The sequence below is a fragment of the Candidatus Acidianus copahuensis genome (assembly GCF_000632495.1).
GTDB classification, from domain to species: Archaea; Thermoproteota; Thermoprotei_A; order Sulfolobales; family Sulfolobaceae; genus Acidianus; species Acidianus copahuensis.
Window position 1 is genome coordinate 159,437 of record NZ_JFZT01000044.1, and the last position, 19,071, is coordinate 178,507.

The 19,071-nt window shown below is 37.7% G+C and carries 19 protein-coding genes; 13 read left to right on the forward strand and 6 right to left on the reverse strand.

Annotation, left to right across the window (positions count from 1 at the left end):
- The 11 genes from CM19_RS07620 to CM19_RS07670 all read left to right on the forward strand — a co-directional run bounded on the left by CM19_RS07620 (position 1) and on the right by CM19_RS07670 (position 12,432).
- Positions 1–1,188, forward strand: a complete 1,188-nt coding sequence (locus CM19_RS07620) for an NAD(P)/FAD-dependent oxidoreductase (protein WP_048099884.1) — start codon at positions 1–3, stop codon at positions 1,186–1,188.
- A complete protein-coding gene (locus CM19_RS07625; protein ID WP_048099851.1) occupies positions 1,185–1,472 on the forward strand; it encodes a ferredoxin family protein in 288 nt (95 codons plus the stop codon). Before CM19_RS07620 ends, CM19_RS07625 begins: the two co-directional genes overlap by 4 nt.
- An 80-nt stretch (positions 1,473–1,552) precedes the next feature.
- Positions 1,553–2,986 (forward strand): MFS transporter, encoded by a 1,434-nt coding sequence (locus CM19_RS07630; protein WP_048099852.1) that lies wholly within the window; start codon positions 1,553–1,555, stop codon positions 2,984–2,986.
- Positions 2,987–3,059: 73 nt separating this feature from the next.
- The gene (locus CM19_RS07635) at positions 3,060–3,710 is read left to right on the forward strand and encodes a helix-turn-helix domain-containing protein (protein WP_048099853.1); all 651 of its coding nucleotides are present in this window, start codon (positions 3,060–3,062) and stop codon (positions 3,708–3,710) included.
- 74 nt (positions 3,711–3,784) lie between these two features.
- Positions 3,785–4,723 carry a 3,4-dihydroxyphenylacetate 2,3-dioxygenase gene (gene hpaD / locus CM19_RS07640; protein WP_081801242.1) on the forward strand — a complete coding sequence of 313 codons (939 nt, stop codon included), beginning with the start codon at positions 3,785–3,787 and terminating at the stop codon, positions 4,721–4,723.
- Complete coding sequence (locus tag CM19_RS07645) at positions 4,720–6,189, forward strand: 4-hydroxyphenylacetate 3-hydroxylase family protein (protein WP_048099886.1); 1,470 nt, start codon at positions 4,720–4,722, stop codon at positions 6,187–6,189. Before hpaD ends, CM19_RS07645 begins: the two co-directional genes overlap by 4 nt.
- 363 nt (positions 6,190–6,552) lie before the next feature.
- On the forward strand, positions 6,553–8,415 hold the full coding sequence (locus CM19_RS07650; protein ID WP_048099854.1) for a 2-oxoacid:ferredoxin oxidoreductase subunit alpha: 1,863 nt from the start codon (positions 6,553–6,555) through the stop codon (positions 8,413–8,415).
- Complete coding sequence (locus tag CM19_RS07655) at positions 8,402–9,313, forward strand: 2-oxoacid:ferredoxin oxidoreductase subunit beta (RefSeq protein WP_048099855.1); 912 nt, start codon at positions 8,402–8,404, stop codon at positions 9,311–9,313. Before CM19_RS07650 ends, CM19_RS07655 begins: the two co-directional genes overlap by 14 nt.
- Before the next feature lie 169 nt (positions 9,314–9,482).
- Positions 9,483–11,075 (forward strand): PQQ-like beta-propeller repeat protein, encoded by a 1,593-nt coding sequence (locus CM19_RS07660; protein ID WP_048099856.1) that lies wholly within the window; start codon positions 9,483–9,485, stop codon positions 11,073–11,075.
- A gap of 680 nt (positions 11,076–11,755) precedes the next feature.
- Entirely contained in the window at positions 11,756–12,097 is a 342-nt protein-coding gene (locus CM19_RS07665) for a HEPN domain-containing protein (RefSeq protein ID WP_048099857.1), read from the forward strand.
- Positions 12,079–12,432, forward strand: a complete 354-nt coding sequence (locus tag CM19_RS07670) for a nucleotidyltransferase domain-containing protein (RefSeq protein ID WP_052349492.1) — start codon at positions 12,079–12,081, stop codon at positions 12,430–12,432. The genes CM19_RS07665 and CM19_RS07670 overlap by 19 nt, the downstream gene beginning before the upstream one ends.
- An 854-nt stretch (positions 12,433–13,286) precedes the next feature.
- Here the strand turns inward: CM19_RS07670 and CM19_RS07675 are convergent.
- Positions 13,287–13,760, reverse strand: coding sequence for a hypothetical protein (locus tag CM19_RS07675; protein WP_048099858.1), 474 nt, complete (start codon positions 13,758–13,760; stop codon positions 13,287–13,289).
- A 274-nt stretch (positions 13,761–14,034) separates the two neighbouring features.
- On the opposite strand from CM19_RS07675, the gene CM19_RS07680 reads away from it, so the two are divergent.
- Positions 14,035–14,922 (forward strand): SPFH domain-containing protein, encoded by an 888-nt coding sequence (locus CM19_RS07680; RefSeq protein ID WP_048099859.1) that lies wholly within the window; start codon positions 14,035–14,037, stop codon positions 14,920–14,922.
- The gene (locus CM19_RS07685) at positions 14,919–15,338 is read left to right on the forward strand and encodes a hypothetical protein (protein WP_048099860.1); all 420 of its coding nucleotides are present in this window, start codon (positions 14,919–14,921) and stop codon (positions 15,336–15,338) included. The genes CM19_RS07680 and CM19_RS07685 overlap by 4 nt, the downstream gene beginning before the upstream one ends.
- A 184-nt stretch (positions 15,339–15,522) precedes the next feature.
- On the opposite strand, the gene CM19_RS07690 is transcribed toward CM19_RS07685, so the two are convergent.
- From CM19_RS07690 to CM19_RS07705, 5 genes are all read right to left on the reverse strand, one after another.
- Positions 15,523–16,083, reverse strand: a complete 561-nt coding sequence (locus tag CM19_RS07690; protein ID WP_048099861.1) for a DUF1404 domain-containing protein — start codon at positions 16,081–16,083, stop codon at positions 15,523–15,525.
- A 54-nt stretch (positions 16,084–16,137) separates the two neighbouring features.
- Entirely contained in the window at positions 16,138–17,679 is a 1,542-nt protein-coding gene (gene soxB, locus CM19_RS07695) for a proton pump complex quinol oxidase subunit SoxB (protein WP_048099862.1), read from the reverse strand.
- A gap of 94 nt (positions 17,680–17,773) precedes the next feature.
- A complete protein-coding gene (locus CM19_RS12940) occupies positions 17,774–17,917 on the reverse strand; it encodes an LPXTG cell wall anchor domain-containing protein (protein ID WP_150111407.1) in 144 nt (47 codons plus the stop codon).
- 1 nt (position 17,918) lies between these two features.
- Entirely contained in the window at positions 17,919–18,455 is a 537-nt protein-coding gene (gene soxA, locus CM19_RS07700; RefSeq protein WP_048099863.1) for a proton pump complex quinol oxidase subunit SoxA, read from the reverse strand.
- Positions 18,456–18,627: 172 nt separating this feature from the next.
- On the reverse strand, positions 18,628–19,071 hold a 444-nt coding region (locus tag CM19_RS07705; protein WP_048099864.1), incomplete at its 5' end, for a sulfocyanin.

A 19,071-nucleotide genomic window follows, 5' to 3' on the forward strand; every position in this document is an offset into this window, starting at 1 on the left:
TTGGAGTTTGATGTTGTTGTTGTTGGTGCAGGCCCTTCTGGATCAGTGGCAGCTATGACTGCATCTAAAGCTGGTTTGAAAGTCCTTCTTTTAGAGAGAGGTCCAGAACCTGGATCAAAGAACGTTTCAGGGGCTATGATAAGACCCACCTCGATCCAAAACTACGTGGATTTATCCTCTGCTCCAGTAGACAGGGATGTAAAAAGGGTGGATATAGGCCTCTTTTCCTCTCAAGGAGACTTGAAAGTGTCTTTTAGACCAAGTTCAAGGCTAGTTACGCTAAGCAGGCTTAAGTTTGACAAATGGCTGGCTCAACAAGCTGAGAACTCAGGGGCTACGCTTATCACTAAGACAACTGTCACTGGTATTGAGCCTTCAGACGGGAAAAAGAAAGTCTTAACAGATAGAGGTATTGTTGAAGCAAAGTCAGTAATTCTTTCGGAAGGTGCAAATGCCCTAATCTCCATGGCTTTAAAAATAAGGCCAGAGTTCTCTCCTAAGGAAGCAGTACAAGCTGTAAAAGAGGTCTATAGTTCAACCAAGGACGACATTACCAGGAGGTTTGGGTTGTCTGGAGACGAAGGTGTAGCGTTTAGATTCTTCATTGACTATCCATTACCTTCTGCAGGATTTCTCTACACTTACAAGGATTCCATTTCTATTGGTGTAGGTGCGCCTATTAACTTCTTACTAGAAAAGAAGGTAAGACCCTCCGATCTGCTGGAAATATTTAAGGATAGAACAGGATTAAATGAAATTGTTAAGGGCATGTCTTTAAGGGAATACAGCGCAAAAATAATACCAGAACAAGGATTCCCTTCATGGAAAGCGTGTAGTGAAGGAATTTACTTGACAGGAGACACCATAGGGCTTATTAATCCTCTGGAGTTTAACGGTATTGGACCAGCAATAGCCTCAGGATTTTTAGCTGGAAAGTCTGTTGCTAACAGTTCTTCGTGCTATGAGTACGAGAAATCCCTCTATCAGGATAAAGAAATTTCGGAAGTTATTAGGGCTAGACCCCTAGTCAGGGAGCTACTCAAGCCAGAAAAGATGTCAACCTACATTAACTTGTTCCCTCGACTCATGAATTCGTGGATCTCTGGAAATCTTACAGACTCAGGCGTAAGGCAGTTTTTGCCTAAGATAGCTAAGGATCTTATATTGAGTTTTGGGGTGATTGGATGAAGCTTGAAGAGAAACTCTATACCTTAAGGTATAAGAGGGATGAAAACCCTCACCTTCAGATAAAGGATAGGGAAAAGTGTCTAGACTGTACTATTAAGAACGGAGAACCTCAGCCGTGTATTTTGGTTTGTCCTGCTAACGTATATTCCTGGATAGATAAGAGGATAGTTATTTCCTATGAGAACTGCGTCGAATGCGGTGCGTGTAAGATCGCATGTCCTTACGAAAATATTTTGTGGAATTTTCCAAGGTATGGTCTAGGCATAGCGTTAAGGTATGGATAAATTTTTTTCCTTCAAATAAAACGTAAGTTATTAAACTAGTTTAATGAATTAGATAAATGTCCATAATTATCAACTTCTGTATGGGAGCAAGTCAAGAAGAGAAGGCAGGTGAAATTGTAGCAAGAATGGATAGACTGCCCACTTGGGCGTTTGATTATATTTTTTTATGGATTGTTGGAATTGGAGAGCTCTTCACATTCTTCGATATTTTTAACATAAATGTTAGTTTTATTCAGACAGCTGTTACATTATTTCATGTCCCACCATCTAAAGCAGCTCCACTGCTTGGGCCAGTGGTTCTAGGGAACTTGATTGGATACGTTGTTGGATCTCTAGCTTTATCCCCATTGTCTGACAGGATAGGTAGAAGAAATATGCTAATGATCACAATGATCATTACAGCTCTAGGTTCCGCGTTTAATGCTGTATCTTTCAACTATGCTACCTTCTTTTTGGCCAGGTTCATAACAGGTATAGGTATAGGAGCAGATCTTGCAGTGGTAAATACATACATAGGAGAGGTAGCTCCCACTAAGTATAGGGCTAGATATGTTTCGTTGGTTTTTACTTTCTCCACGTTAGGTGCATTCTTAGGAATATGGATTGGTTTACTGTTAACAACTCCACCAGCACCTTTTCCTAACGGCCTCCCCTTTGCTCTAGGTGGATTAGGAATTTTTGCAACTGACGGATGGAGAATAATGTACGCCATAGGTGCGCTGTTAGCAATTATTGGGATACTTCTTAGGGTTAGATTACCTGAATCTCCAAGATGGCTAATTTCTAAAGGTAGAATGATAGAGGCAGAAAACATAGTTTCAGCAATGGAGAGGAAGGTCTCCAAAAAAGGTTTACAGCTACCTCCAATACCTTCCATTGTTAGGCCAGTTATGAAAGCGAGTAATATGCCCTATACTGAAGTCCTTAGGAATAAGCTTTACTTAAAGAGGTTAGCTTTCCTTTTACCTATGTGGTTTTTGGCTTACACAACAGTCTATAGTATAGCCTCTGGTCTTACATCGCTTCTTACAGCTGTTGGATATAGTACGCCAGAGGCAGGAATAATCTCAGCTATAGGCGTTTTTGGATTTGTTCTAGTCGGACCCATAGCGTTCCTTTACGGTGATAAAATAGAGAGAAAGTTCTGGCTTGGGATCGGGGCTGCCCTTACAGTTGTTGGTGGACTTATTGTAGGAATAACGTCGAATATACTTATAGACCTCTTAGGTTCAATAATATTATTCTTTGGTTTTAACATCTGGGTTCCTATAGCATATACTTGGACAGCCGAAAGCTTTCCAACTAGGGCTAGAACAAGTGGGTTTGCCCTTAACGATGGTATTGGTCACTTAGGAGGTGGAATAGGAGTGGTTGCTGTCACAGCTCTGGCAGTCGTACTTCCAGCTATTCAACTCTTTGGAGTTATAGTTACTTTTATGGTAATAGCTGCAATCATAGCTCTGGTATTAGGTCATTACACTCTAAATAAAAGGTTAGACGAGATTTCTCCATAAAATATATAATTATTTTTTAAAAGATATAGTTAAAAATAAATACTTTTAAAGTGTTAAAACGAGATATATATGTATGAATTCTTTAACTACCGTTAAGGTGTCTTTAACTCATGAAGATTGTTGGACTTCCCAGCTTAATTTTGTCGATACTTTTACAGTAAATTACTTTGTATATCCTGAAAGGGGTTATCTAAGATCAACAATTTCAGTGCCAAAGGAATTAAGGGTAGAAGTAATGAAGATGAAGAATTCAGAAGGAGTTAAGTCCGTATTACACGTTCACGATATGGGCCAAAGGTTATTAGTGGACTTCATAAACAGGTATAAGGATTCTATAGCTGGTTTCTTATATGATCAGCAGGTCTTATTTCTTAAGAACACTATTGAGAACGGAGTTGAAAACTGGGAGTTTGTAACTCCAAGAAGTAAGGCAAGGGAGATAATTAAGGGATTGGAAAGCTTTGGGGATGTGAGGAAAGTAATTAAGAGCGATAACAGTATCAATTTTTTGCCAGAACTTTCAGATGCACAAATAAAGGCTTTGGTATATGCGTTCAAGTACGGGTACCTTAACTATCCAAGAAATGTAAAAGCAGAAGAAGTAGCTAGAAAAATGGGAATAAGTAAAATCACGTTTTTATATCATTTAAGGTCATCTGAGAAGAGGTTAATAGAGTTCTTCTTGAGGTCTAGTTACCCAGCCTTTTCAGAAGATGATAATTAGACAGACCACTGATTTTTTGATCTTCTTTAACTGGTTTCATAAACTCCTTTTCTTCTCTAATTACAATATTTGTGATGAACGGCATGAATGTGTTAAGACTATCACATGTCTGTATAAGATCAACTGACCTGGAAAAAGCCAGGTATTTTTACGAAGATCTACTTGGATTTCAAGAAACTGAGAAAAAAGGCGATATGATTTACCTAAGGGGAATAGAGGAGGGCCAACATCATAGCTTAGGAATAAAGCTTGCGGATTCACCAGGTCTCTCTTACATAGCTTATAGAGTAAGCGACCTTGACAAGGCAAGAGAAGAGTTGGAAGATTTGAAGATACAGACTAGGAAATTTAAAGAGGATGGAGTAGATGACGCTTTTCTCTTTATTGACCCGCAGGGATTTCCAACTCTTTTCTATAATGACATGGAATACGTAGGCGATCTAAGGTTAGATTTTCACATTCATAAAGGTGTTTCTCCAGTGAGGCTCGCCCACGTTAACTTGATGGTAAAGGATTTACAGGAGGAAGTTAACTTTTACAAAAGAATGGGATTTTACGAGACTGAAGAGTTCCTGGATAAGGAAGGAAATCCCAATATAGTTTGGATGACCAGGTTAGGACAATCACATGACATCGCTATGGCACGGTCTAGCTCAAAAGTACCCGGTTTTCATCACTCAACTTACTATGTTCACGACGTAAAGGATATAATTAGGGCGGCTGACATTTTAGCCTCAGCCAAGTTGTGGGACTCAATAGAAAGAGGTCCAGGAAGACACGGAGTAACCCAGGGACTTTATATTTACCTAAGAGATATGGATAAAAATAGAGTTGAGTTCTTTACTTCAGATTACACGGTATTAGACCCGGATAAGTGGAAGGTAAAAGTCTGGACTTACGATCAATCCAGGTATAGGAGTGACTTTTGGGGTAGACCAATTCCAGAGTCATGGTTAAAGGAATGGGTTCCTGTGGAGGACTTAACGGGTAAATTAAGGGGATGGAATTCATGATAAGGAGAGGGTTAGATTACGTAAAAAGCCTTGAGGAAGGAAACCACGGTGAGGTATATTACAATGGAGAAAAAGTTACTAACATAGTAGATCATCCAGCTTTTCGCATACCTATAAAAACAATCTCTGACTATTACGATTTACATTTTAAGGATCCATCTCTTAGGGTTTACAATCGTGATGTAGGTGAGGAAACTAGTATATCCTTTTTAAGGCCAAAGTCAAAGGACGACTTAAGGAAAATTAGGGAAGGGTTAACGAGGATATATGACTTCTATCATGGCTATTTTGGTAGAAGTCCAGATTACCTAAACTTATGGTCAGCAGTATTCTATGCTCACTCGGAGGATTACTTTGCTAAATCTTTCGGTAATAATATCATGGAGAACGTAATAAATATCTATAGGGAAGCGAGCAAGAAGGACTTGTTTTACACTCACGCGATAGTTGCTCCAATGTACGATAGATCAAGACCCCCATCTCAGTGGGAAGACCCTTACATCCAAGTTGGCGTTGTTAAAGAAACAGAGGAAGGAGTTGTTGTTAGAGGGGCATCGTTACTATCCACTGCAGGTCCATATGCTGAGATGCTTTGGTATATGCCAAACATAAGGAGGGATACTGATCCGAGGTACGCTATATTCTTTTCTATACCTACTAATACAAAAGGTGTAAAATTCCTAGCGAGAAGAGGATTTCAGCCAAAGGGATTCAATGAATTTGAATATCCTTTAAGTTCTAAGTTTGAGGAATCTGACGCTATCTTAGTTTTCGACGATGTACTAGTTCCCTGGGATAGAATAATATTTTACAAGAAGTCTGAAGAAATAGAAGGATTTATGTGGCACACAGTTCAGCTGAGGACGTGGTTTAACTGGCACTTCGTTATTCAGCACTATTCTAGGTTAAAGTTCTACGCAGGATTAGCTATTGCTATTGCTGAAGCGGTAGGAATAAACAACTTTGTAAACGTCCAGGAGAAATTAGGGGAAATCTTAATATACCTTTCGTTAAATGAGGCAGCTATAATAGCGTCAGAAGAAGCTGGAGTGCAACTTCCAAACATTTATAGACCTAATGCGCAGATAGCCATTTCAGCAAGTCATTTTAACATGCATGTCTTGCCAAGAGTGCACGAACTTCTTCGGCTTATTCCGGGAGGTTCATCTATTCCAGTACCAGCGGGAATGAAAGACTTTGAAAACGCTGAGGAGGCAAAGCTTGTAGAGAAATATCTTTCCTCTAAGGGTTTATCAGCTTTAGAAAGAGTTAAACTGTTTAACATTTTGTGGGATGTTATAGGATCCGAGAGCGGAATTAGATATGAACAATACGATAGGTTTAGTAGAGGAGATCCTACTTTAAGATGGGCTCAGACTTATACTGAAGTGTTTAGGGATAAAAAGCGGGATTATGTAAAGATAGTTAGGGATATAATGGATCAGATGCCAAATCCAAAGCAATAGCTATTTCTTCTTCTGGAGGAAAGAGGAAAAACATTTTTATTACCTTGTTTTTTACCTTGCCGATCGCGACTTCTATGTTCTCATAGCGTTTCATCTTGTGTTAATTGGGAACTACACTAGATCCTGTGGATTTTTCGTATCACTCTTAGCTGAGGAAACAGAGAAGCAGAAAGCTTGACTTAACGATTAGCACATTCCTTCTAGCTAAATAGAACTTAACAAAGATTTTATCTGTTTCCTTCAGTTACAAAAATACTCTTTTTATAAGAAAGAGATTTTGCTTTAATATAAACTAATTTAGAAATCTATAGTAAATTAGGCGGTTGTTTTAAATACTTGATTTTCACATTATAGATTGAGAACATGAAGATCAGTTGGATGATAGGGGGCGCCCAAGGTACGGGTGTCGATACCTCTGCTAATATTTTCGGAAATGCGTTAGCAGAAGCTGGATATTACATTTATGGTAATAGGGAATATTACTCTAACATTAAGGGTAGACATAGTTACTTTAACCTAACAATAAGCGATAAGAGAACTCATAGCATAAGACAGAAAGTCGAAATTTTAGCGTCGTTCGACGCAGAGACAGTTTTCCAACACTTCGATGATGTGACTAAGGTAATAATATACAACACAGGAGTTAAAGATACTTCTATTGATAGAGTGCAAAGCATGGAGCCTGAGGTGGCAGAGAGAGTTAAGGCAAAGCTGAAGTCAGCGGGGTTCGATACTACTGTAGGGGGAGCCTTAAAGTACGCTGAGAACAAGGGAGTAAAGACAATCGAAGTGAATTATGATGAGATTCTTAAGAAAGTAGCTTCAGCCATGTCCGTCCCACTTTCTGTTGCAGAGAGAGGTAAGAATACCGCTGCTATTGCAGCCTCTTATTCTCTATTGGGATTAAATAGGTCTCATCTTTTCAACGCTATAAAGAGGACGTTTAGGCAAGAGACCTTCGTTAAGCTCAATTCATTGGTTGTTGAGCAAACTAGTGTCCCATCTATGTTCAATTTAAATGAGATACCTAGAGAGGGAAGAAGGGTGCAGTTAGATGGGAATACTGCTGTCGCAATGGGAAAAATATATGGTGGAATTGGATTCCAATCCTATTACCCTATCACACCTGCTTCTGACGAGAGCTTTTACATAGAGGAACACCAAGAAGTACTTTACGAAGATCCAGAAACTGGAGATAAAAGAAAGAGGACTATCGTTGTAGTTCAGGCAGAGGACGAACTGGCTGCAGTGAATATGGCTATAGGCGCGTCTTTAACGGGAGTTAGGGCAGCAACCGCAACGTCTGGTCCTGGATTTTCCTTAATGGCTGAGGGAATAGGTTGGGCAGGAATGAATGAGGCTCCGGTGGTTGTCACATTTTACATGAGGGGAGGTCCATCAACTGGTCTACCTACCAGGACGTCTCAGTCAGATCTATTATTTGCCATGCATGCAGGTCACGGGGAGTTTCCAAGAATAGTAATAGCGTCTGGGGATCACGCCGAATCATTTGCAGATGCCGTATTAGCCTTTAATCTAGCTGAAAGGTATCAAACTCCAGTTATACACTTAGTTGAGAAAGCATTGGCAAACGCATACAGCATAATGGACGTTGACGAGCTTGGACTTGATAAGATTAGAGCGGAACGCGGAAAAATACTAAAAGTTGATAAGAGATTCATGGTAACTGATGACGGTATATCTCCAAGGATTTTACTAGGCGAACATCCAATTTTCTATACTGGAGATGAACATAATGAAGAGGGGCACATTTCAGAAGATGTTGAAAATAGGACTACTATGTACGCAAAAAGAATGAGAAAGCTAGAAACAGCAGATAGGGAAATACCAGAAGAGGAAAGAATAAAGGTGTTTGGGAATCCCAACAGTAAGATAGCTATAATCACCTGGGGGTCTCCCAAGGGATCAGTATTAGATGCTGTTGAAGATTTAGGTGAGGACATAGAGGTTATCCAGTTAAGGATATTTAGCCCATTTCCAAGAAAGTTAATTCCTAATTTACTTAAGGGCAAAGAGGCTATAATTGACGTGGAAGGAAATTACGAGGCACAAGCTGCTCAGGTTATGAAGGAATATACTGGAATAGAGCCGACGCATTACGTCTTAAAGTGGAACGGAAGGCCTATGGGATCAGACGAAGTAACGGAAGGAATAAGAAGGGCATTAAGCGGAGAAAGAAAGGTGGTGCTAAATGGCGGTGCCTAAACCTCAGTGGAACGATTGGTGCCCCGGATGTGGGGACTTTGGTATACTTAACGCAGAACAAATGGCGTTAAACGAACTGGGGCTAAATCCTAATAAGGTAGTAATTGTATCTGGAATAGGATGTTCAGGGAAATTACCTCACTTCATGAGGAATCCAATATCAGGAGTTCACACTCTTCATGGCAGGGCTGTAGCTTTCGCTCTAGGGATAAAGGAGTCTAATCCAGATTTAGAAGTGATAGTGAATGCAGGAGACGGAGATCAGCTCGGAATAGGAGTAGGTCACTTTGTAAGCATTGGGAGAAGAAATCCCGACATAACTTTAATACTTCATGACAACGGAGTTTACGGTTTAACTAAAGGTCAAGCAGCTCCTACCTTAAGGAAAGGTGTCAAGACAAAATCCTTGCCTAGACCTAACATTAACGATAATATAAATCCGTTGGCGCTAGCTATAACATCAGGTTACACTTTTGTGGCTAGAAGCTACGCATATGACGTCAAACATTTAAAAGATATTATAAAAGCTGCAGTACAACACAAAGGGCTTTCCTTAATAGACGTTCTTCAGCCATGTCCTACCTACAATGATATAAACACAAAGGAATGGTATGATAAGAGGATATATAAGTTGGATTCAGAGCCGGGTTGGGATCCAATAGTTAAAAGATTGGAAGAGAAAGATGAGAAAATGGCCAAAGGCCTACTGAGAGCTATGGAATGGGGTGATAGAATACCTATAGGTATATTCTATGAATACAATACATCAACTCTAGAAGAGAGGATAGCTGAGGTATCTCCTAGCTATAAGACGATGGGTCCAGCAAATGTGAAAATAGAGAAAGAGGGTAAGCTTCTAACGGATATTGAGGATCTTATTAAGGAGAAAGAAGTATAGCCTTTTTTAAGTCTTCTTGTCTTAATCTTATATAATTTAATTTTTACTGAATTTATAATATTAATCAATAATATGATGAGTATCATATTCAATAAATTTAAATTTATCTCTACTAGATAACATAGTTACGTTTTTTAATCGATTAATAAATACACATAATCTGATAGAAATGAAGCTAAAGTTAATTGCTGCTATAATTGTCTCTATCATTCTTGTAGGTTTTTTCCTAAACCTAACATTTCTCGCCCAACCCCAAGTTCAGCCTAACGTACAAGCTCTCTCTCCAATTACAACTAGTTATTATCAGTATAATGGGACATATTTTCCATACATAATTAAGGTCACGTATTACCCCGGTAATGCTAGTTCTAATATGGGATTTCCTGATAACTGGCCTGTGACTAACTATAACCAGGAGTTTGAATCAGTGGTGAATACTAGTTGTTTAGATCTTCAAAGAGGAGTTTCATGGGAATTACCAGCCGATATGCTTGGCGGAGGAGTACCAATACCTCTTTCTACTCCAGCCTCACAGTTACCAGCATCCTCAGTAATAGGTCAAAAAGCTGCATTGGTCTTTCTGACTCAAGATGTAGGTCAACCTCTAGGAGTAAGTCTAGCTGATAACTTACTTTTTGTAGAAGAGGATAGTGGACCAGGCACAGTTGTAGCTGTTAATCCGGTAACTGGAAACGTTGTATGGTACGCTACAGGATTAGCTAGTATGGCTATGCAAGATCCAGTTGTGGATAATGGAATAGTTTATGTTCCAGTTGGAGACATAGGATTCACTTTTACTGCAGTAGAACATGCATTAAAGAATATAACTACTGGAGTTTATAGAGGATCTACCTATGGAGCGATTTACGCATTTAACGCCTCCGATGGGCAACTACTATGGATGAGATTTACGTTTGGAGAGAACATGCCTGATCCAGCAGTTTACGGAGGAATCTTAGCTTATGCGACTGGTGGAGGTTGTTTTATTGGATTAAACGCAACAACTGGTCAGGTCTTGTGGATTACAAAACTTCCAGGATATATTGACAGTATGAGCAGCGTTAATTACTATGTTTTGCCTAATGGTACTCCTATCTTCATAGCAGGTTTTACTTTAACGTCTTATCCTTACGGTGAATTAGTAGCGGTCAATGGAGAGAACGGGAATGTATTGTGGAAATCTCAATTACCTAGTGATTATATCCCATATAATACAGGAATGGGTGATTCTCCTGCAACTGTTTTACAGAGCATGGGTATTATACTTAAGGATACTATAGCTAATTTTAGAAATGGAACAGTAGACACGGTGATTTTTGCAGTAAATGCAACTAACGGAGACGTTCTATGGGTGAAGAACCTCGGCAGAGGAGCAGTTCCTCCAGCATTTAAGGCATCAATGATATCAGCTAACGGCAATGTAGCTTACGTAGGAGTTCCTTCGTTAGGAGAAATAGATGCGATTTCGGTTAGCAACGGTAACATAATTTGGAGCACTAGGTTGCCAGATCTAGGAATTCCTCCAACAGAGCCTGGTGGTCCTAGAGGTGCACCTGTGATCTATCATGGATATCTGATATCAGCTGCAGGCAGTTCTGTCTATGTAATTAGCCCAGAAGATGGAAAAGTTATCTCGATGTACAATATAGGAGGAAGGTTTGGGATAGTTTATCCAGTAATAGCTGGAAATACCATATTCCTAACGAATAGTTACGGTTGGGTAATGGCTTTACCTTTAACTGAGATATACGCAGGATTATAAGTTAGTTTTTTTTTTTAAAAAAAGATCTTTATTGTTTTTTCCTCATTGTACTTTTTGGTAAATGGAAAAATCCAAAACATTAAACAAATGTGAAGTTAAGAGCCGCCCGTCTCCTTGCTCTTTACCTTAGATCCAATTGGTTTTTAGGGATGTTAAGTATTTTCTCTTGATTACTACTAAGTGGGTTTTTAGGTTCTTTGCCTTTTCTTGCATCCTCATCTACATGTTGTTTAGTTTAGAGAAACCTATGTCAAGTGTTTTGTTTTCTTCTTTTTTGCCTAAGCGTTTTAGGTTGTATCCTGAGGGACTTATTGATGTTTTATGGAGGAGTAGGGCATGGTTAGTGTCATTTTAATAATTCTTGAGTACGCGCTTGTCTAGTTGTCTTGGTAATAGGTGTGTTTTGTTTTTCTCATGTTTTATTTTCATTATTTTTGTTTTCATTCTTGTAAATATAGTGTTTTATATTCTCATATTGTTTTATTTAACAAAATTTTCATGCAATCACATAAAAGTTGTTGTACTCAATATTTTTTACTATATTGAGTTTAGATCTTAGGTAAAAGGCGAGGCTTTCAGTTGTAAGTTTTCCGGTAGAGAATTATAGTGAGATTAACAAGAGACAGAATCCTAGTTAACAAGATAAGCTTAAATCAGTTTAGGACAATATTAGTACAAATATGGAGCTAATAAGTAAGGGAGAAGAGTCTTTTGAACTTGCAAAGATGTCGATGGAAAAAGGAGTTTATTGGCTTGTCTGCTTCCTCTCACACCAATCAGTAGAACTTGTAGCTAAGGGTAAGCTTTACATCAAGGCCGGTTCTTTTCCTTTTACTCATAATATTTGCACTTTGATACGTCTTTTAGGGAACCCTTCTCAAGAGGTCTTAGACGCATGTGAATTTCTAAACCCACATTATACCGCTTCAAGATACTCTCAAATGGACTATTATAGTAAGAACACAGCGGAATTATGCATGAGAAACGCAGAAGTGATCTTGTCATGGCTGAAGACCTTATAAGGAGACTTGAGGAGTTAGTCTCAAAGTATGACTTTATGTTTAGTGATTTTGTTGAGAAGTACAAGACTGAGTTTCCTAAGAGCACTTTAATATTATTTGGGAGTAGAGGTAGAGGGACTAATAGACCTTCCAGTGACTTTGACTTACTATCTATTTTCGAAAGAGTTGAAGATAGGTTTTTATTAGCATCAAAAATACTTTCATTATCACCGTTTCTACCTATAGATATAATTGTTATTACAAAGGATGAACTGAAAGAACGTATAATAATGCAAATGCTAAAAGAAGGTTGTAAGAGTGTATATGATGGTCTTTCCCTGAATCTATGTAAATAAAAAGTGTATCACTTTACTAATTTTTTCCCAAAGCTTTACGTAGCTACACAAGAATTGTAACAGAAACCTTAGCTGTGAGAATGTCACTTGTTAATCAGTAATTGAAGACCTACTTTCTTTTAACGTAAGAAATTAATTAGTGGTAATGTGTAGTGCGGCGTGTATTCAACAGTTTCACCCCTCTGAGAGAAATTGTATAAATTCATTGTAGATTGTGAAGAATATTTTCATCCAACCTTATTATTGTTTCTTTTGTTGATCTTGCTGGGAAAAGTTTATCCATGCTTGCTAGCCTGTATTTTACAATCCTAAACACTTGTTCTACCACGTTTCCTACTCCGAACTTCTCGTTTTTGTTTGGTAAAGGTAGTGTGCTGCAAGAGATTTAGCTATTTCCTCAAGACTGTAAAAACGTGAGGATGCATTTATTTGTGTTTCTTAACTTGAATTTCAAGATAAGAGAAATAATTTATTTTTTAATTTTCCTTATTGCACGTTGGTTAAGGGATTTATGTGTTTGTTCATGTTGATCCCCTTGGTAATATCAACTCCCCCTAATCCTTTTATGTTTTCTTAACTAGTTTAGTTTAAACTTGATTCTTTAGTGTTTAAATAGATTTATGTGTAAGGTAATTTATCAAGTGTGTTTGCTTTTCTCGTTTTATTTTCAATATTTTTGTTTCTATTCCTGTAAATATAGTGTTTTTTATTTTCCGTATCGTATTATTTAATAAAATTTTTATATAATCATATAAAAGTTGTTGTACTCAATATTTTTTACTATATTGTGTATGGATCTAAGGTAAAGAGCAAGGATTTCTGTTGTAAACCCTTCAGTAATTGCTGAAAATATATCATCTATATTCTGGTGGAAAGAATAACGACTTCCTTTCATAATATAGGGATTTCAGTGACTGGATCTGAGGAGGTATTTGTTCATACTGATCCGAGTTAGCGAGATCGGCTATTTTTTGAGCTATCTGTATCATATTAAGGTCATGATTAACTATTTGATCAAGTTCTTCTGTATTAATTTTCCATCTAGCATAAATATCTCCCCCTCCTCCTTGACTAGACATAATTTCTGTCTCTAACGATCTTAGATTGGATAGTATAAATTCCATTACTTTAAGCTGTGGAGAAAAGGGTTGAGTTGAGGCTAAAATACTTTCTTTCATTGAAATTGCTGAAATAGCCTGTTCTATTTTATCAGCCACACTTCTCCTTATAAGGAAATCGTCCTGTCTAATTAGATCCTTTGCCTTATATCCCCTGTATCCGGGAAGAAGAAGTTGTAATTGCTCAATTGGCGTTAATTCCCTTGGCATACAAATTTAATTAACTTCCGTATAGTTATAAAGTTTTATCTCCATGCATGTTAGGTAAAAAAGATTGTAAGGGATATATTGACCTTTCTAAGTTAAAGTATATTTCAGATACAAAAAAAGATGCTTATTTTAGCTTTCCGTTTAAGATCTTACGTAAATTAAGAGGGGTTACGAGTTAAGCCCAGTTGAAGTTAGAAAAAAGTCTTTACGTTTATTCCTCAATGCATTCTTTCATGAAAATTTTTAATGTGACACCCAATATATTCTAGAGAATATGTCGAATATAGGTTTTAGAGGTCAAGTAATTTCAACAGAAGATGAATCAACTGGAGCAAGTAAAATGACTGCTGATACAATAATATTTCGCTATCCTAGAGAAGCAATAGGTTCAAAATCTTTATTTCTAGTTCAACCTACAGAAAGAGCCATCGTAATAGTCCAAGGTCAAATAGCAGCAGATCTTCCTCCTGGTTCTCATAATATTCAAAGTCCAGGTAATGCAGTATCATCATTTCTATCAAAATTTAGGTATCAGCAACTACCATATGACACTTTGGTTTTCTTTGTTTCCACAACAAGGCATGAGGTTAAAGTTACAGGATTAAGTCAAACTGATGACCTAGTTCCAGTAGAATATGAAACCGCAGCATACTTTAGAGTAAATAATCCGTCTTCTCTAGTTACAAACGTTCAATTTGGAGGAAATTACTTTAAGGATCAAGATCTGGGAATTTACATTTCGCCTATTGTTGATCAGGAAGTTAGTTCAATCCTTAACCAAGTAAAACTGACTGATGTTTATAAGAAATTCGGCGATATCTCTACAGCAGTTACTGCAGCTCTAAAGCAATTTCTTTCTGAAATTGGAATAGACCTAATATCCGTTAGAGTTACTAAGCTTCTCCCTCAGGATCCAGAGCTAAGGAGGATAATCCAGTTGAGAGACTTAGGGATTCCAATAAACGACTCAGTTAGACTAGGTCTAGCTAGAGTATTAGCAGATCAGCAAAATCCAGCGTCAGTTAATATGGCTATAGGAGTTCCATATTTCCCTAATTTAGCTACATTAGTGAACCTGTCAGATGGAGTATTCAGAGCGTTATCAACCAAGTTAAGTGGACAAACTAATGAACAAGAGAAGGGAAGTGGAGGTGGACAATGAATTCTAGACAGATGTCGTATAGCGTAGCTACAGGTATTGGTTATTCTTTTATTATAACTATAATCATGTTTATAACATCTCTTGTAGTTAAATTGTTCTATCCTCCTTCTAATTTACTTCTAATCTCGCCTATTCTAGCCCTCTTTGTCATACCAGCTGAGGGAATTGTAGAAATTGTTGTTTTAGCAATTCTCGTTATTTTCTCCTATCCTGTTAGGACAAGTGTGGAGAAAGAATCTTTTCTTTCAATCAGAACTTTGGCCATTTATGCGGGTATTGGCTACTTAGTGCTTTCATTAATGCCTTATGCTTTTAAAGTTCCTTATCCTCAAACGTATATAGGTTTAGTAATTGCTTTTAACGTTATAAACGGGGCTATTGCTGGTTTGGCAGTCTCTCTAGTTAGAGGAAAGTAATAAAAATTTTTTATTATATAACGTAACTGAATAAGTCTTTTTTAGAAATAAAAAGGAAAAGATATTATAGTAGTAGTACATTGTTAATTATTTAAGACTATTATCTGTTTTCTTTTTAAGAATATGTATAATTCATGTAATAATTATATTTTTTAAAAAATTAAAATGATATAAATTAGTTACGTTAAAAAATAGATGCATTTTTCATTATATTTATTAAAGCATAAACTAGGACTGCATTCATAACAATAAACATTGCTATTCCTGTAACAGGCAAGTATTGGGTAGTGTAAGAAAGGAAAGGGTAGTCGGTGTGCGTATACTGAGGATATCCAAGAATAAAAAAGATGCTAAGAATTGTGTCAGCTAACATATATATAGCCAGCCATAGAAGCTTGTACGATAGTTTCATTGATGATATATATCCACCGGCTAATAATCCGCCCAAAAAGAGAGTAATCTCGGCAAGTGCTCTATATTGAATAAAGGCAGCACCTAGGTCAAAGAATAATGGAATGTGCCAAAATACTGCTGGTACTAAGCCTAGAATGAACTCTGGAAAATTCGTCTTAAAAAACTTGTAACCTATAATTGCCCCTGCTGCATATAGGGCGTAGTGATCAAGCATATAAGGAATAGGATTTGAGAACATAAGGCTTTCTACATAAGGATTTACAAATGTAACTACAAATACTACTGGTAATATAAGTGACTTTATCGAGATCTGCCTGAAGTTAGTATGCATATTAATAGATAGAAGTTTTATTTAAAAAAGTTTTATCTCTTTTTTATATTTGACTTATTTTTGCGAAGTACTTTTGGCTTTTACTGCAGGAGAGTTTCCTCCGTCTGTTCCAGAAATTCCAGGAGCTGAAAAGCCTGTTGGTATCTCTCCTCCAACTACTCCGCTCCAGAAAGCTGATGTCTTTATAGGTAATAACGTAGAAATTACCGGGATCGCAAACATTATGAAAGATGCTGCCATGCCAATTGCTAAGTAAGTCATGGAGTCCATGAATGGTAGGAACTTAACTGGATATGCCATCCATCTTCTAATTAGCCCTACATATCCTGCATAACTCATATCGTATCCTAGTGCTAGAGCAATGCTAGTCCATGTAACTAGTCCACCGATTAACATTCCTCTACTTAGTTCGGAAAAGTCTAACGTTCCCATCCTGGATCTTAGCATGTCAAGCAAAATTGCAGTATATCCAACTATTATTATTGTCCATATCATCAAGTGGAAGTGACCAATTATATAGTAAGTGTTGTGGACTATAACGTTCAACGGGTTTATTGGCAATATTAGCGCTTGTAAACCAGCCAATATGAACCCAATTAGAGCAATTACTGCAGCAAGCCCAACTGGATCCTTCCACTTATATCCCTTTCCTGTCATGATCGTTAATCCAAGGTTTAATACGGTTAATCCAGATCCAGCTGCAAGTATTAGCGTCGTAGGAGTTATGAAAGCTCTTATATAGACAGGCAAAGGCCAAGTCTGAAGGTGATGAACCCAAACAAGCATTCCGAAGGTGAATAGGAGTATCATGTTCCATCTAGCCCATCTTTCGCTAAACAGCGATCTGCCAGAGAATCTTGGGATTAACTCGTATAATCCTCCAAATATAGCAAATGGTGCATAATAGACTACTGGGTGCCCCCAGAACCAGAATAGGACTACCCAAGTCAATGGATTTACTGGTACCCCAGCCCAGAAGTAAAGTGAATACCAGAGAGCGCAAGCCAATAGAGCGAATTCAGTTATAGGCATGAAAACTCCTCCAAATGTCATCCCGTAAGCTGCAAATATAGGTACTTTACCTTCTTTTGGTCTGGTTTTGTATGCGTCGAGGAACATCGTTAAACCACCAATTATCGCTCCTAAGGCATCTAGGACTATCATGAAGTAAGCTACGCCGATCATTGCTCCTCTATATATTAACCAACTACCTTGTTGTAGGGCTAATGGAGGATACATATACCATCCCATTAATGGGCCTCCAGCAAAGTAAAATATCATAGGTATGTTAAGAAGAAGGAATGCTATCATCATAGTCTTCTTATGGATAATGCCCATCTTCGCTTTGTATAGCGCATAAGCAAAAACGGCTAAAGTTAGATCTTCAACAACTATCATCATCCCTACTTGTCCGTGCATAGTCACTAGGAAATAGTAAAGAGAAGCAGGAGAATAGTTAGGACCTGGAACTAAGTGTGGGGTTAAGAGGATTGTTCTAAATCCTAGCATTGCTGATCCTAGAACAGCTAACCATGCAATTGTAGCTCCTGTGAATAGGAGTGAGAATCCTAGTTCGCTTTTAGGATATAACTTCATTTCAAAATATGTGAAAACATTTGCCTTTAAAAACCTATCTTATATAAATGTAGAAAATATTTGTTTACTTAATATTAATATTTTAATAAAAAAATTAAATTGCTTTCTTTCTCATAACTAGATAGAAAAGGATTCCTGCAACTATTCCAATACCAGCTAGTGCAAATCCGAATATATCTTCAAATGGGATGCTTGAAGGAGGCGCATATGTTGCAGCTGCAAATATCTCAGCAAACACTTTACATCACCCATAAATAACCATACATGTAGGAATGGCCTATTCCACAATACTCCGCACAGTGGAAAGTGTAGTTGCCGGCCGTTGTCGGAGCGTAGAAGAATGCATAACTATTTATGCCAGGTACTATGTTCCAGTTTTGAGGTCCATGAGGTAACCTTAGGTAGAAAGCGTGAACTACGTTATTACTATAAAGAACCATTTCTACAGGTTGTCCTGGTTGAACTTTTATATATGGATAACCGTTAACATACGTAACAAAGTTTGTTATTGGTATATGAAGTATTGTCCCGTTTGGGGCATAGATTATTTCTGTAGCATTTTGAGGAAGCCAAGCCCATTGTACCGCTAACATGTAGATGACCACTGTACCGTTTGGTAATTTAGGAACGCCACTGTGGAGTGGTAGACCATATCTGAATGTTGCAGCAGATCCGCTTATTATTGAAGAGTAGCTTACACCCACAAAAATAGCGACTATAACAAGCATAACTACAAACCATATCTTTTCCCAATCTCTTCCCTTATGTTCGCTCATCCTTTCCTCATTGATAGATAAAACTAAGCAATATATAAAGTTTTATTTTTCAAAAATATTTTACTACTTTATCCTACTTTTATAAGAGATTAGATAGAAATTAAGATTAGCCAATTATAACATAAGCTATAGGAATAAAAAAGAAGATATAAAATAAAAGAATTACCTTATCTTAACTACTTGTAACGTAGTATGGTGTAGTTACTGATGTGGAAGATATTAGTACACCCCACATTCCTGCTTCAGCGTGACCAGCGATACCGCATGCGAACCAATAGTATCCTGCAGGAATTGCTGGAGATAAGCCAGATGCAGATTGACCACTAGCTATACCTACAGTTTCATATGATGTGCTCGTGGTTCCAACGTTAAGAATAAACTTACCGTCAGCAAGTACGTTTGCGTTATTGGGCGTTGGAGTATCGTTAGCTATTATGTTGAAGTTGTGAGGTATTGATTCCTGGTTTGTGTAGACTACATACACGTGCCATCCTGCAGGTATGTAAATTTTTAGCTGTCCGTCGCTTGTTCCGTTAAAGTTAAATGGATTTCCAGAGCTCAACGAGACAATATATAGGAATACAGTCTTATTAGCTGCGTTATAAGCTAGAGGAAC